This is a genomic window from Jatrophihabitans sp. (genome assembly GCF_035474675.1).
GTDB lineage: Bacteria > Actinomycetota > Actinomycetes > Mycobacteriales > Jatrophihabitantaceae > Jatrophihabitans_A.
This window is the reverse complement of sequence record NZ_DATINC010000028.1, coordinates 1-13820: the sequence shown is the minus strand read 5'-3', so window position 1 is coordinate 13820 and position 13820 is coordinate 1. Positions and strand designations below refer to the sequence as shown.

Below are 13820 nucleotides of genomic sequence, written 5' to 3'. Positions count from 1 at the left end.
GCAGTCGATGACCACCACGCTGACCTCGGACGTCAACTCGACGTTGCAGCAGATCGCCGAGTTGACCGCCGCCGGCTGCGACATCGTCCGGGTGGCGTGTCCGAGCCAGGATGACGCCGACGCGCTGTCCGCGATCGCGCGGAAGTCGCAGATTCCGGTGATCGCCGACATCCACTTCCAGCCGAAGTACGTCTTCGCCGCCATCGACGCCGGCTGTGCCGGGGTGCGGGTGAACCCGGGCAACATCCGGGCCTTCGACGACCAGGTCGGCGCCATCGCGCGGGCCGCGGCCGATGCCGGGGTCTCCATCCGGATCGGGGTGAACGCGGGCTCGCTGGACAAGCGGCTGCTGGCCAAGTACGGCAAGGCCACCCCGGAGGCGTTGGTGGAGTCGGCGCTGTGGGAGGCCTCGCTGTTCGAGGAGCACGGCTTCTCGGATTTCAAGATCTCGGTCAAGCACAACGACCCGGTGGTGATGGTACGGGCCTACGAGCTGCTGGCCGAGCAGTGCGAGTACCCGCTGCACCTGGGGGTGACCGAGGCCGGGCCGGCGTTCCAGGGCACCATCAAGTCCGCGGTGGCCTTCGGCGCGCTGCTGAGCAAGGGGATCGGCGACACCATCCGGGTGTCGCTGTCGGCCCCGCCGGTCGAGGAGGTCAAGGTCGGCCTGCAGATCCTGCAGTCGCTGAACCTGCGCCAGCGCAAGCTCGAGATCGTGTCCTGCCCGTCCTGCGGGCGTGCCCAGGTGGACGTGTACTCCCTCGCCGAGAAGGTGACCGCCGGGCTGGAGGGCATCGAGGTGCCGCTGCGGGTGGCGGTGATGGGCTGTGTGGTGAACGGTCCGGGGGAGGCCCGGGAGGCCGACCTGGGAGTGGCCAGCGGTAACGGCAAGGGCCAGATCTTCGTCCGCGGCGAGGTGGTCAAGACGGTGCCGGAATCGATGATCGTGGAAACCCTCATCGAGGAGGCGCTGCGGATCGCGGAGGAGATGACCGCGGCCGGAGTCGGCTCGGGCGAGCCGTCGGTGGCGGTCAGCTAGGGCGGTGTCCTCCAACTCCGGCCGATGTGGGGGAGCCGATCATCCCTCGCTATCGGGCCGGGGGCTGTGGCCAGCTTCGTGGCACGCTGGCAGGGCTCGGTGATATGACCGCCGTCGGCGCGATGCGCAGCGTGCCCGGATGTATTCCAGCTGCGCGTGGTCGCGCCGGTGCGGGACCATGGCAGGGGACTACGTCGCCTTCAGCATCGCGAGTTGAACAGTCCGATGGCATCCCGTCCGATCTGATAGAGCCCGATTATGGTCGTGGGAACGTCGATCAGGAGGGACCCCAGGCGTGCCAGGTCTGAGCCTGCTTCACTGAGTCCGGCACGGGCACCGTAGCGCAGGCTGCGCAGGAAACCTGATTGACCGGCGAGCTCCTGCCAGGCTCTGGCATTCTTCGCCAGGGCCGTGCCCGCTTCAGCCAGGCCGTAACTGATGCCACCGAAGACCAGCCCGAGCAGGTCGGCTGTGAGCTCGCCCTTGCCCTCCTGGTGAATGCCGCGCCGGATCAGTCCGGTGCCAGCTTGGACACCGGCCGCGCCGAGCCCGGCCAGAGCGCATGACGCTGCTACGCCTTCGCCAACAATCGAAGCCGCGGCGCCGAGGGCGCAGACACCGGCTCCGGTAGCGACGTACCCACTCGCGTCGTGGACGAAATCCAGGGCCTGGCCGGCGCAGTCCCACGGGCTGGTCCAGCCACACCCGAGGCCGCTCGGATCCCATTCGTTCAGCGGAGAGCCATGGCCGTACTGGTACGGCTGTTGGGTCAGTTGCTCGATCGGGTCCCTGGACAGGAACTGTGCCGAGGTCGGGTCGTAGTAGCGAGCGCGGAGGTAGTACAGCCCGGTTTCGGTGTCCTGGTACTGCCCGTTCCAGCGGATCGGGGTGTCGGTAGTTCCGGTTCGGGCCTTGAGATTGCCGTACGGGTCGTAGGTGTAGCTGGCTACGACTGAGCCGGAGTTGTCGGTGAGCAACCGGGTGGAGCCGTAGGCGTCTTGGTGGAAGTACTGCACTGTGCTCGAGGTCAGCTGTTCGATTGGAACACCGCCGGGGCCGTAGATGTAGTAAGTGGAGCCGGCGGCGAGCAGCAGTGGCATGGTGTTGTCGGCCTCGTCCCAGACGAAGGCGGTAGCCGTGCCGGAGACGGTTTTCCCTACGCGGCGGCCATCACCGTTGTACTGATAGGTGGCGGTGGCGTTGTAGTTGGTGAGTCGGTCGGCCTGGTTGTAGGCGAGGGTGGTGGCGCTTCCGGTGGGCGGAGTGCTGCTGGTGCGGTTGCCGTCGCTGTCGTAGCCGTAATTGGTCTGGGTCGCCTTGAGAGTCACCATGGCGGCGACGAGCTGGGTGGCGGTGCCGCTGTGACTGGCCGTGCGGGTGCCGGTTGCGGCTAGACCGGTGAGGGCCTGGTCGGCGAAGGCGACATCGGTGCTGCCACCGGTCTGCTGCGCCCGGCTGGTCATGCCGGTCGGTGGGGTCCAGCTGCCGGCGACGCCGTCGGCGCCGGTGATGAGCAGCAGCCGGTCGTTCGCCGCGCCGGGGGTGAGCGAGGGGGCGGTGACCGCGGTTCCGGGGCTGGCCGATCCAGCGGCGGTGACGTCGATGGGTGTGCTGGGATGCACGCTGCGGTAGGTGGTCAGGGCGAGGCTCTTGGCGAACTTGGCGGAGAAGGTGACCGTGACCGAGGTGTCGGTGCTGGTCACGGCGTGCCGGTAGATGAGGACCTTGGCAGCAGAGTTGGAGGCGCCGGAGGTGTAGCTGCCCACGCTGGTCCAGCCGGCCGGCAGGGTGGCGCTCTTGTTGCTGTCAAGCGTGATCGCTGCGATGACCGTGTCGCCGGTCGCGGTGCCGGTAGGCAGGGTCAGGGTGAGCGTCTTGTTGGTGGCATCGCCCGCGCCGGCCGAGCCGATATAGGAGATGGCCGGGCTGTTGGCGCTGGCTCGCAGTTGGCTTGCGAGGTCGAAGACCTGGTTGATGTTGGCAGGCCGGCTGGTGAGGTTGTCGGCGGCGTCATAGCTGTAGGCGGTGGTCTGGTCGAGGCTGGTGAGCCGGTTGACCGGGTCATAACCGTAGCTGTGGTTGTCGCTGGGCACGCCGGTGGCCGACACCGAGGTGAGCAGATCTGCGCCGTCGCGGCCGTAGCCGAAGCTGGCGAACGGCGTGCTCGGGTTGGCGGTGGATGCGTCGCTGATACCGACTGGTCGATCAGCAGTGTCGAAAGTGAAGCTGGCGGTAGTGCCGTTCGGGTAGATCTCGCTGGTCAGATTGGAGTTGGCGTCGTAGTTGAAGGTGGTGGTGTGGCTGTTCCAATCGGTGACGGTGCGCAGCCGGTTGGCGCTATCCCAGCCTCGGGTAACGGTGCCGGCACCGGATGGGTAGCTGATCGAGCTGAGTCGGCCGCCGATGTCGTAGCCGTAGCTGACGGTGTGGCCGGTGCCGTCGGTGGTGTTGGTGAGCCGGTGCAAGGAGTCGTAGGTCCAGCTGGAAGTGCCGGTGCCGTCGGTCATCGAGGTGCGCTGGCCGTCAGCGTCGTAGCTGATGCGGCTGATGTTGGGGGTGAGGTGGTCGGAGTAGCTGATGCTCACCAACTCACCGGCCGCGTCGTAGCCGTTGGCGGTGACCCGGCCGCTCGAATCGGTCTTGCTGGTCAGTTGGCCGGCCAGGTCGTAGCCGTACGAGGTGGCCCGACCGAGCGGGTCGGTGACCGAGGTCAGGTCGCTGCGAGAGTTGTACTGGTAGGTGGTCGGCTGGTTGTTCCCGTCGTACTGGACGTGCACGGTGCCGTCGGGCCAGTAGTCGGTGCGTTGCGTGCTGCCGTCTGGACGGCGTACGGCGGTCCGCTCGCCGGCCGCGTCGTAGCTGTAGCCGGTGGTGTGGTTGTTGCCGTCGGTGACCGAATCCAGGTTGCCGTCCTTGTCGTAGTGCCGCACGGTCTGGTGCTGGCTGGAGGTCGCTGAAGTCCACAGCGGATCCCTGGTAATGGTCGGCCGTCCATAGGCGTCATAGGCATATGTGGTTGTGTATGCGGCCGGATCGGCATTGGCAAGGTTGCCTTTCGGCGACACCATCCGGACACGCAGCGAGCGAGCGGTGTCATAGCCATAGGTCGTCTTGTCACCCGCAGCGTCGGTGGTCGAGATGAGGTCGCCATAGGCGTCGTAGGTGTTGATGGTGGTGTTGTCGTTCGGATCCGTGACCGAGGTGACGTCTCCCGGATGGGCCGGATCGTCGTGGTGATAGGTGGTGGTCGCGGTGGCCGTGGTATTGCCATAGGCATCCTGCAGCGGCGCTTCGGTGGTCAGCAGGTTGCCGGCGTCGTCATAGGTCAAGCTGGTGGTGATCGGGTGCCAGTAATCGATTCTCTTGGGTTCGGTGACCGAGGTGACCTCGTTGAAGTCGTTGTAGGTGTAGTAGGTAGTCCGGTTGAGGGCATCGGTTCGGGAGACCGGGTTGCCGTTCGAGTCATACTGGGCCCGGCTGATGTCCCCGTTCGGGTCGATCACCATGCTCCGCCCCAGGGTGGCCGGGTCGTAGCGGTAGTAGGTGGTGGCGGCCTGTCCGGTGCCGTACCCGCGGGTGACCGCAGTGAGCAAGCCAGCGGTGTATTCGTCGGCTCGCACGTTGCCCTTCGGATTGGTCACCAACGTCGAGCCGGCAGCACTGATGTAGTCGAAAGAGGTCTTGCGGCCCAGCGGGTCGCTCTGCCAGTCGACCCGGCCGGCCGAGTCGTAGTGATTCGTCACAACCGGCGACGGGGTGGTGGTCGTGTCGCCGTAGTACCGCGGGGAGCGCATGGTCAGCATCCGGTGCGAGCTGTCGTAACTGAACTGCCAATGCCCGTTTCCGGCGTCGATCACGTCCGTCAGGTTGCCGGCTGCGTCATAGCCGTAGCTCACCGTGCGAGCCGGCGTCGAGGAATCGGAGATCGAGCTGACGTGGTTACCGGTCAGGGAGAACGTCAGGGTCCGCCCGGCCGGGTCGGTGACCACCATCTGGGAGCTGGACGGGTAACTCAGAGTGGTCGTGTAATTGTTCAGGTCGCTGATCGCGGTCAACCGCCCGGTGGTATCGAACCGGTAGGTCCTCTGGGCATGTTTTACCAGCGTCCAGCTGCCATCGGCGTTGTGAGTCAGCGTGGCCAGCACCCGTGGTGGCGCAGTCCAGGTGGAACCGTCATAGCTGAAAGTCATGGTGGCACCACCCTCGCAGTGGGCCACCACGCTGCCGGCCCCGATAGACAAGTTCAGCGCGTAGGAGTCAACCCAGCCATAGCCGAACCGGCTGTCGGTGCTGGCCGTCAGTGAGTTGTAGGTACGCGCCAGATCCAGCGCCGGCCCGCGGCCGGGTATCGACAGATCGGTGAAGGCGTGCCAGAAATTGCCGGAAGCGGTATCGATCGGATAACCGGTCGCCGAGCCGTGTACTGCATGGCTGTCACAACCGCCGTACGTCTCTGACGGATCGACCGGACCTCCCTGCGGCGTGGCTTGTGGATATTGCGCAGCCTCAGCGGCTGATTCCGAGGGGTACACCGCGAATGAACTCGAGGCTGTCTGCGCCAACGTCTGCCCGTCGTTGAACGTCTCTGAGAACGTGTACACCACCGTCCACGTGCCCCAGCACACCCCAGACGTCGGGACGGAAGTTGGATAGCTTCCCTCGTAGGCGCTGGCCAGATAGCCCGTGTCGATCATCGACCAGCCGTAGGTCGACTGCTGATCCACCAGCCGGCCGCAGGCGTCATAGACGGCGTCGGTCTGGCTGTTGTTCGTGCTGGCCTCGGAACCGCTGACGGAGTCGTAGACCTGGACGTAAACACAGAACGGCAACAGTGCCCCGCCGTAGCCGAGCGAGGAGGATCTGCAGTCCTCCAAGTACCAGCCACCTGAACCGTCACCGACAGCATTAGTCCAGTTCTTCTCATCTCCGAACCCTCCTACCCAGGGATCGGTCATGGTCAACTGGTCACCCTGTGGGTTCGTGACGGTGGGGCGAACCCGCTTGACCGAGGGCTTCGTCACCGCCGCCTTGGGCACCGCGGGATAACCCGCCGGAGGCGTCCCGTGACCGACCGGACGGACCCGGGGCGACGCGGGCGCCGACACCGGAGCCGGTTCCGGACCGTGATCGGGTGGCAAGGCGAGCACCGGTTGCACCGCTGAAGCGATAACAGTGATGCCAATGCTCAGCAGGATGAGTAGTCGACGCGACAGAGCTGGCTTACCGGACACGGGACCCCCAAAGCTGCCGGTTGCGCGGTGGGCCCGGCGACCCTAACGCCTTTTAGACAGATATGAGAGAGTCTTTACGAAAGTGAGATTTGCTGGTTTCTCAGTGCAGCCCGGCCGGTAAACCGTTTGTGGCCGGTCGGCAGCCGGGAGGAGACTCAACCGGCGTGGACATCGAGATCAGGCCGGCGACCGCGGACGATTACGAAGAGCTGCTGCGGCTGGACGGTTTCGCCTTCGGCGAGCACTACACCGAGCAGGACTTCACCGACGCCTTCGGGTCCGAGCCCGCGACCTATCTGGTGGCCACCCTGGCCGGCCGGATCATCGGGATCACCGGCCACTACGACTTCGACATGACGGTGCCCGGCGGCACGGTAGCGGTGCCCGGCGTCACCTGGGTGTCGGTGAGCCCGCTGCACCGCCGGCGCGGGGTGCTGCGCGCGCTGATGGACCGGCAGGTCCGGGACTTCGCCGCCGCGGATTTCGCCGCGGCCATCCTGACCGCCAGCGAGGGCAGCATCTACGGCCGGTTCGGCTACGGCCCGGCCTGCTCGGTGCACCACACGGTGATCGACCGCCGGTTCACCCGGCTGGCCCGGCCGGAGCGGCAGGTCAGCGGTGAGGTGCAGGTGCTGACCGCCGAGCAGGCCCGTCCGGTGCTGCCGGAGCTGCACCGGCGCTGGCGCGAGCAGGTGCCCGGCGCACTGAACCGTACCGAGTCCTGGTGGGACCATCTTTTCCTTGACCGGGAACAGCACCGGGGCGGGATGAGCGCCAAGTTCTACCTGACCCACCCGGACGGCTATGTCAGCTACCGGGTCAAGGAGCAGTGGAACGAGGGGATCGCGGCGCTGCAGTGCCGGATCACCGACTACGTGATCGGCAGCACGGATGCGCACGTCGCGCTCTGGCAGGTGCTGCTCGGCATGGACCTGTTCGAGACCATCGACAGCCACCAGATCCCGGCCGACGACCCGCTGCCGTTCCTGGTCACCGACTTCCGGCAGGTGCGTACCACCGCGGTCAACGACGGGGTCTGGCTGCGTCCGGTCGACGCGGCGGCGCTGCTGGCCGCGCGCAGCTACCGGGCCGAGATCGACACCGTGGTGGAGGTCTGCGACCCGCTGCTCGGCGACCGGCGGCTGGCGCTGGCCGGCGGCCCGGACGGCGCCAGCTGTGAGCCGACCGACCGGCCCGCCCAGGCCAGCTTCAGCCTGGCCGGCCTCGGCTCGGCGTACCTGGGCGGGCACCGGCTGCACACCCTGGCCCGGGCCGGCGCGCTGCAGTGCGACGACCCGGCGCTGCTGACCCGGCTGGACCTGGCCTTCTCCACTGACCGGGCGCCGTTCCACGGCACCGGGTTCTAGGGCTCACCCACCGGTTGGCGGGCTGACCCTCCGAGTACGTCGGAGGCCGGTACACCGGTGCGCCGAGTCCGGGTGCGCGCGGTACGTTTTTCCTATGACCGTCATCCAGGCCCGGCCCCGGGTGCTGGCAGCCGCCGACGAGCTGGCGGTGCGGTCGCTGGTGCAGCGTGACCGGGTGCTCAACTGCGTGGTGGACTGCCGGCTGCAGCGGGCTCCGGACCTGAACCCGCAGCGCCTGGGGGGCTACCTGTGGGGGGTCGGCGAGGCCGGTGACGAGCTGCGCGCGGCGGCGTTCTGCGGCGGCAACCTGGTGCCGGTGGGCGAGGATCTCGCCGCCCTGGAGCTGATCGCCGGCCAGCTGGCCCGGGGCGGCCGCAGCTGCTCCTCGATCGTGGGGGCGGCGGAGTCGGTCGCCACCATGTGGCCGGTGCTGTCCCGGCGCTGGGGGCCGGCCCGGGCGATCCGGGCCAGCCAGCCGCTGCTGGCGACCCAGGCGGTGCCCGGCATCGAGCCCGATCCCCGGGTGCGCCGGGTGCGGCCGGCCGACCTGCCCCGGTTCCTGCCGGCGGCGGTGTCGATGTTCACCGAGGAGCTCGGGGTCTCGCCGATCGGCCCGGACGCCGGCCGGGGCTACCGGGCCCGGGTCGCCGAGCTGATCGAGGCCGGCCGGGCCTTCGCCCGGTTCGACGAGCAGGGCCAGGTCGAGTTCAAGGCTGAGATCGGGGTGCTGGGCCGGGCCACCGCGCAGCTCCAGGGGGTCTGGGTGCGTCCGGACCGGCGCCGGCAGGGGATAGCGACCGCCGCCATGGCGGCTGTCCTCGGCTACGCGCTGGAGCTGGCGCCGTCGGTGAGCCTGTACGTCAACGACTACAACATCGCCGGCCGCCGGCTCTACGACCGGCTCGGCATGCGCCAGGTCAGCACGCTGAGCACGGTGCTGTTCTGAACTAGTGTCGGCGGCTTGTGGTAATCCATCACCCATGAGCCTGGACGCGGTGATCTTCGACTGGGGCGGCACGCTGACCCCGTGGCACACCATCGACCCGATGGAGTGCTGGCTGGCGGTGACCGCCGACGAGGTGCAGGCCCGGGCGCTGCACGAGGCCGAGATCAGCGTCTGGCAGGCGGTCAAGTCCGACCACCGCAGCGGCACCATGGACGACATCCTGGACCGGGCCGCGTTGCGGCTGACCCACGAGCAGCTGCGCACCTACTACCAGTGGTGGGACGCGCACAGCTACACCGACCCGGCGGTGCCGGGGTTGTTCACCGCGCTGCGCGAACGCGGCTTGAAGATCGGCGTGCTGTCCAACACCGTCTGGCCGGCCGAGGAACACCGGCGGATCTTCGAACGGGACGCCGTTGGCCACCTGATCGACGGCGCGGTGTACACCTCCGAGATCCCGTGGGTGAAGCCGCATCCGCAGGCCTTCCGGGCAGCGCTGGACGCGGTCGGGGTGGCCGACCCAGGCCGGGCGGTCTACGTCGGCGACCGGTTGTTCGAAGACGTCTGGGGCGCCAACCAGGTCGGCATGCACGCGGTGCTGGTGCCGCACAGCATCATCCCGGCGGCCCAGACCACTGGCATCGAAGGCACCCCGGACGCGGTGATCACCGACCTGGCCGACCTGGTCGGGGTGATCGACCGGTGGCTGGCCGACGGCGTGCCGGCGCGCGCCGTTCCGGACCAGCCGTCGACCTAGCGGCCCGGAACGGCTAGAGGCCGGGGAACGGCACCGTCGGCGCGGTGGGGCTCAGCAGCGTGCGCCATCCGGTGGCGTCCCGGGCCGCGGTGTTCAGGCCGGTCAGGGCCTGCCGCCGGAGAGCGGCCTGCTCGGCGGCGGCCGCCGCACTGTCCGTACCGTCGCCGGCGGGGCCGGTCGGAGCGGCCCGCGCGGCCAGCACCGGTGCCACCAGCAGGTAGCGGTAGGCGCCGGCGCAGGCCTGCTCGACCTCCAGCGCCCAGCGCTGCGCATCGGCGGGCCCGGTCACCGGCTGCGGCGGGGCGTAGCTGGCCTCGGCCGGTACCGGAACCGCATGGCGGGCGGCCAGCTGGGCCATCACCTCGTCCCGGGTGTTGCGGTGCCGGGCCTCCAGCTGCCGGGCCTGCTCCACCTGGCCGGCATCGCGCAGCGCCACCCCGATCACCGGGTAGCTGTACACCGCGGCATGCTGGGCGGCCAGCACCCGCTGCAGGGCCTGCACCACCGGGTCCGCCGGCTGCTTGCCGGGCGTGGTCATCGCAGCACCTGGACGTGGCTGGTCAGGCAGGCGGCGATGCTGCCCAGCAGCGGCACCACCTCCGCGGCGTGCGGCTCGGTGTCCGGCCACTGCAGGCAGGCGGCGGTGGTGGCGGTGGCCGCGGTCCTGCTGGCCTCGGCGAGCGCCGCAATGGGGTCGGCCGCCGCGGTACTGGATGGGCCGCTCGACGAGCTGCCCGGGGCCGGCACGGCCCGCGAGGTCGAGGCGGTGACCGCCAGCCGCCAGCCCGGATAGCGCTGCAGCACCTCGTGCAGCGCGGTGCCGTGCGCGGCCACGTCGGCCCGCAGCCCGGCCAAGCCCGGATGGCTCCGCTCACCGACCAGCACCCGGTCGTAGGAGGCCAGCAGTTGCCGCTGCCGGGCCAGCGCCGCGGTCAGCGCCACCGGCGGCGGGGGCGGCGGGGTGGCCACCTGGTGGTGGACCCGCCGGGTCAGCCCGAGCAACGCGCCGCCACCGAGTGCCGTGCCGAGCAACGCCCGGTTCAGCAGGGTCCTGCGGGAGATGTCGGCCATGGCGCGAGCAGTCTCTCATTGCGGGCTGCCTCGGTTCCACACCCGAGGACGCGTGTGCCCCGTCCGAACCGTCCCGGGCTGCCGGGATTTCCGGGCGGGACGGGCGTTTGGCTGAGTACGCTTTCGTCGTGGCCAGCTGGGCAGTGCCCTCGTGAAGGTTCCCGAACTCACCGGCGAGATCGAGCGCCGGCTGCTGATCAACTACCGGGTCGATCCGGACGCGGTCGCGGCGATGCTGCCGGCCCCGTTCCGGCCCCAGTTGGTCAACGGGTACGCCGTGGCCGGCATCTGCCTGATCCGGCTCGGGTCGATGCGGCCCCGGCCGCTGCCGGCGTGGGTCGGGGTGCGCAGCGAGAACGCCGCCCACCGCATCGCCGTCGAGTGGAACTCGCCGACCGGCGTGCAGCAGGGCGTCTACATCCCGCGCCGGGACAGCGACTCGTTGCTGAACGTCGTCGTCGGTGGCCGGCTGTTCCCGGGTACCCAGCACCGGGCCACCTTCGACGTGGCGGAGTCCGCCTCCGAGATCCGGGTCGCCTTCACCGCGCGGGACGGCAGCGCGGACGTGAGCGTCGCGGTCAGGCTCTCCGACAGCTTGGAGGGCAGCGCGCTGTTCGCCGACGCCGAATCCGCCTCGGCGTTCTTCGAAGAGGGCTCGACCGGCTTCTCGGCCACCGCCGACCCCGGCCGGTTCGACGGGCTGGCCCTGCACACGACGGCCTGGCAGGTCGAGCCCGCCACGGTGCTGCAGGCGCGCTCGTCGTTCTTCTCCGACCGGGCGGTCTTCCCGGACGGATCGGTCCGGCTCGACTGCGCACTCGTCATGCGCCGGGTTCCGGTCACCTGGGAGGCACTGGCACCGCTGCGCGGGTGAGAGCGGGGACGGTCCGGTTTCGCGGCGGGCTGGGGTGCCGATCCCGCCGGTGCCACTCCGACGAGTGCGCCCGGATGGATGCCGGTACGCTGGTGAGACAGCCTTTCGAAGCTGGCGCGCCCGACTTCGCGGGGCATCGAACAGACAACTGGACACCGACGGGAGCGCCCACATGACTGCGCGAACGCCGCAACGTCAACAGCTGATCGAGCTGATCGGGCCGGTCGTCAGCGCCGCGGGGTACGAGCTGGACGACCTTTCGGTGACCGCCGCCGGCCGCCGGAGCCTGATCCGGGTGAGCGTCGACGGTGACCGCGGCATCGACCTGGACGCGGTGGCACGTATCTCACGCACGGTCTCCGACGTCCTCGACGCCGACGGTGCCGCCAGCTTCGCCGGACCCTACGTGCTGGAGGTCAGCTCGCCGGGGGTCGACCGGCCGCTGACCGAGCCGCGGCACTGGCGCCGGGCCACTGGCCGGCTGGTCACCGTGGACGTCGACGGCCGGCCACTGACCGGCCGGGTGGTCGGCGCCGACGACTCGGCGGTGCAGCTCGACGTCGAGGGCCGGCAGCACAGCCTGCCGCTGGCGGGACTGGGGCCCGGCCGGGTGCAGGTGGAGTTCTCCCGTCCCGGCGACCCCGGGCCGGACGAGACCCAGCCGGACGACACCGAGCTGGACGACACCGAGCTCGACGAAGCCGAACTGGACGAGGCTGAGCTGGACGAAGCCGAGCCGGACGAGACCGAGTCGGACGAAGCCGAACCGGACGAAGGGGGCCGCAGCCATGGTCTCGGTTGACATCGCGGCGCTGCGCAGCATCGAGCGGGAGAAGGAGATCTCCTTCGAGACCGTCCTGCAGGCGTTGGAGACGGCGCTGCTGACGGCCTACCGGCACACCAACCACCCGATGCCGCACGCCCGGGTGGAGATCAATCCCAAGACCGGCGCGGTCACCGTGTGGGCCGCCGAGTACTCGCCCGACGGCGAGCTGGTCGAGGAGTTCGACGACACTCCCACCGACTTCGGCCGGATCGCGGCGATGACCGCCAAGCAGGTGATCATGCAGCGGCTGCGCGACGCCGAGCACGACCACACCTACGGCGAGTACTCCGGCCACGAGGGCGACATCGTCACCGGCATCATCCAGGCCGACGCCCAGGCCTCTCAGCGCGGCCTGGTGCTGGTCAGCCTCGGCAAGGTGGAGGCGGTGCTGCCGCAGTCGGAGCAGGTGCCCGGCGAGGTCTACGAGCACGGCACCCGGATCAAGTGCTACGTGGTGTCGGTGACCCGCGGGATGCGCGGCCTGCAGATCACCGTCAGCCGGACCCACCCCAGCCTGGTCAAGAAGCTGTTCGCGCTGGAGGTGCCCGAGATCGCCGACGGCAGCGTGGAGATCATGGCGGTGGCCCGGGAGTCCGGCCACCGGACCAAGATCGCGGTGCGCAGCCGGGTGGACGGGCTCAACGCCAAGGGCGCCTGCATCGGGCCGATGGGGCAGCGGGTCCGCAACGTGGTGGCCGAGCTGCACGGCGAGAAGATCGACATCATCGACTACGACGAGGACCCGGCGGTGTTCGTCGGCAATGCCCTCTCGCCGGCCGCCGCCCGCGAGGTCCGGGTGATCGACCCGGTCGCCAAGGCGGCCCGGGTGGTGGTGCCGGACTACCAGCTGTCGCTGGCCATCGGGCGGGAGGGCCAGAACGCCCGGCTGGCGGCCCGGCTGACCGGCTGGCGGATCGACATCCACTCCGACGCCGAGCAGGCGGCCCAGGAGCAGTCGCCGCAGCCGGCCGAGGACTGGGATCCGGAGCCCGCGGTCGACATCCACCCGGTGACGCGCATCTCTGACCGGCAGGTGGCCGAATCCGGCGCCGGTGGGGAGTAGAGTTGTAGCCGGTCGTCAGCTCGACGGTGGCCAGCTCGGTGACACGCGCGTCCTGCGCACCTGCATCGGCTGCCGCCAGCGAGCCCCGGCCGCCGATCTGCTTCGCGTCGTAGCGGGGCCACCAGCGTCTTCCGGGGCCGGCGACTCTTCGAGTCCGCCGCGCCAGCCGGTCCAGGTGCTGCCGGACCCGCGACGCCGTGCATCCGGACGGGGAGCCTGGCTTCACCCGGTCCTCGGATGCATGGAGCTCGCCGAGCGTCGTCGGGCGTTCGGACGGGCGTTGCGCAGCACCGCCCAACTGGACACCTCGCCGGTTCGGACGTATGTCGAGTCGATTGCCGGCTAGCCGGTGGATCGAGTCGGAATTGCCCTCTCGCCAGCTCCCGCTGACGAGTACGCAGCGATTGTGAGAAGACCTATGAGCACCCGATGAAGCGCCAACCATGAGTGCGTTTCCCACCTAAATCGGGACCGAGCGGGCTTGTCCGCCGGTCCTGCGACGAAGGAGTCCAGTGGCAGGCAAGGCCCGCGTACACGAGCTCGCCAAAGAGCTCGGCGTACCCAGCAAGGAAGTTCTAGCGAAGCTCAACGAACTCGGCGAGTTCGTCAAGAGCGCATCGTCCACGGTCGAGCCGCCGGTTGCCCG

Annotated in this window: 12 protein-coding genes; 9 read left to right on the top strand and 3 right to left on the bottom strand. The window is 69.4% G+C overall.

The genetic code is table 11. The features are described 5' to 3' along the window. A partial coding sequence (gene ispG / locus VLJ82_RS02640; RefSeq protein WP_408661767.1) for a flavodoxin-dependent (E)-4-hydroxy-3-methylbut-2-enyl-diphosphate synthase occupies window positions 1-1039 on the top strand: 1039 nt, incomplete at its 5' end. Window positions 1040-1239: 200 nt separating this feature from the next. Here ispG and VLJ82_RS02635 read toward each other — a convergent pair. Then, the gene (locus tag VLJ82_RS02635; protein WP_408661766.1) at window positions 1240-6270 is read right to left on the bottom strand and encodes an RHS repeat-associated core domain-containing protein; all 5031 of its coding nucleotides are present in this window, start codon (window positions 6268-6270) and stop codon (window positions 1240-1242) included. Between the two features lie 164 nt (window positions 6271-6434). On the opposite strand from VLJ82_RS02635, the gene VLJ82_RS02630 reads away from it, so the two are divergent. From VLJ82_RS02630 to VLJ82_RS02620, 3 genes are all read left to right on the top strand, one after another. After that, window positions 6435-7637, top strand: a complete 1203-nt coding sequence (locus VLJ82_RS02630; RefSeq protein WP_408661765.1) for a GNAT family N-acetyltransferase — start codon at window positions 6435-6437, stop codon at window positions 7635-7637. A 94-nt stretch (window positions 7638-7731) separates the two neighbouring features. Continuing rightward, window positions 7732-8583: a GNAT family N-acetyltransferase gene (locus VLJ82_RS02625; RefSeq protein WP_408661764.1), complete on the top strand. Its 852-nt coding sequence runs from the start codon at window positions 7732-7734 to the stop codon at window positions 8581-8583. A gap of 34 nt (window positions 8584-8617) precedes the next feature. Then, a complete protein-coding gene (locus VLJ82_RS02620; RefSeq protein WP_408661763.1) occupies window positions 8618-9340 on the top strand; it encodes an HAD family hydrolase in 723 nt (240 codons plus the stop codon). Window positions 9341-9353: 13 nt separating this feature from the next. Here the strand turns inward: VLJ82_RS02620 and VLJ82_RS02615 are convergent, their stop codons facing one another. Together VLJ82_RS02615 and VLJ82_RS02610 are read right to left on the bottom strand one after the other, a co-directional pair. Beyond that, a complete protein-coding gene (locus tag VLJ82_RS02615) occupies window positions 9354-9878 on the bottom strand; it encodes a DUF4439 domain-containing protein (RefSeq protein ID WP_408661762.1) in 525 nt (174 codons plus the stop codon). Next, window positions 9875-10411, bottom strand: a complete 537-nt coding sequence (locus VLJ82_RS02610) for a hypothetical protein (protein ID WP_408661761.1) — start codon at window positions 10409-10411, stop codon at window positions 9875-9877. The genes VLJ82_RS02615 and VLJ82_RS02610 overlap by 4 nt, the downstream gene beginning before the upstream one ends. A 151-nt stretch (window positions 10412-10562) precedes the next feature. Here VLJ82_RS02610 and VLJ82_RS02605 point away from each other — a divergent pair, with 151 nt between their 5' ends. The 5 genes from VLJ82_RS02605 to VLJ82_RS02585 form a co-directional block, all read left to right on the top strand. After that, window positions 10563-11285, top strand: coding sequence for a DUF2071 domain-containing protein (locus VLJ82_RS02605; protein WP_408661760.1), 723 nt, complete (start codon window positions 10563-10565; stop codon window positions 11283-11285). 172 nt (window positions 11286-11457) lie between these two features. Then, entirely contained in the window at window positions 11458-12087 is a 630-nt protein-coding gene (gene rimP, locus VLJ82_RS02600; protein ID WP_408661759.1) for a ribosome maturation factor RimP, read from the top strand. Then, window positions 12074-13174, top strand: coding sequence for a transcription termination factor NusA (gene nusA, locus VLJ82_RS02595; protein WP_408661758.1), 1101 nt, complete (start codon window positions 12074-12076; stop codon window positions 13172-13174). The genes rimP and nusA overlap by 14 nt, the downstream gene beginning before the upstream one ends. Before the next feature lie 52 nt (window positions 13175-13226). After that, window positions 13227-13520: a YlxR family protein gene (locus VLJ82_RS02590; RefSeq protein WP_408661769.1), complete on the top strand. Its 294-nt coding sequence runs from the start codon at window positions 13227-13229 to the stop codon at window positions 13518-13520. A gap of 166 nt (window positions 13521-13686) precedes the next feature. Then, window positions 13687-13820, top strand: a 134-nt coding sequence (locus VLJ82_RS02585) for a translation initiation factor IF-2 N-terminal domain-containing protein (RefSeq protein ID WP_408661768.1), incomplete at its 3' end; no start/stop codon positions are given.